At 48.9% G+C, this 707-nt stretch carries 1 pseudogene; it reads right to left on the bottom strand.

Features of this window, described 5'->3' with window-relative positions:
- Positions 1-707: pseudogene (locus AC4IFO_RS22965) on the bottom strand (hypothetical protein); the annotation flags it as partial.

Genomic DNA, 707 nt, shown 5'->3' on the forward strand with positions numbered 1-707 from the left:
TCGTGCGGTGCATAATGATTGACTTCACTCAACGTTTGCGCGGAACAGAACGCCAGTAGTGCGACTAAATCCGCTTGTTCCCATGTCAGTAACCATGAGAAATCGGCTTGCCATGCGTCAGGGAGACGCGCTGACCACGACTCAAATTGCGTATTGAGTAATTGCAATGCTTCACTGTATTGGGCTGTCGGCGCATTTTTAAGTAATTCCTCCTGAGCAAGTGAAAACTTAATGTTAAACGCGGTTTTGGCATACGGTGAACCAAATACCTGAATGCACGCATCATGCACCAAAATCGCCAATGCCACATTCGGATGCTGCGTCAATGCTGCTTGAACGGCTAAGGTGCGCTCCGAAGAAAGACTTTTACACAACGCTGCGCTGTAAGTGGACTCAGTCTCAACAGGAACGGTAGATTGCACATTTAAACTTTCGGCTGTGCTTTCCGCTTCACTGCACGGTGGCTCTTGCTGTTCTAAGTCAATGACGCCACGGATGACACACGGCTCACCATCACGGTCGAGGTAGACAACTACGCCTTTTGTTAATTTTCCATCGGCTGTCCACGCCTGATTTTTAGTACGGTCTTTAATGCCCTCGATTTGCTTCTCGCAATCCGCCACGGCTTGGCAAAGATCAGCTTGTTCATTTTCGTCGTCGGTTTCCCATGATTGCTGGCGTAAATCCGTTTCACGGGCACGCAATTC

It is taken from the genome of Providencia sp. UF-224, from assembly GCF_058245955.1.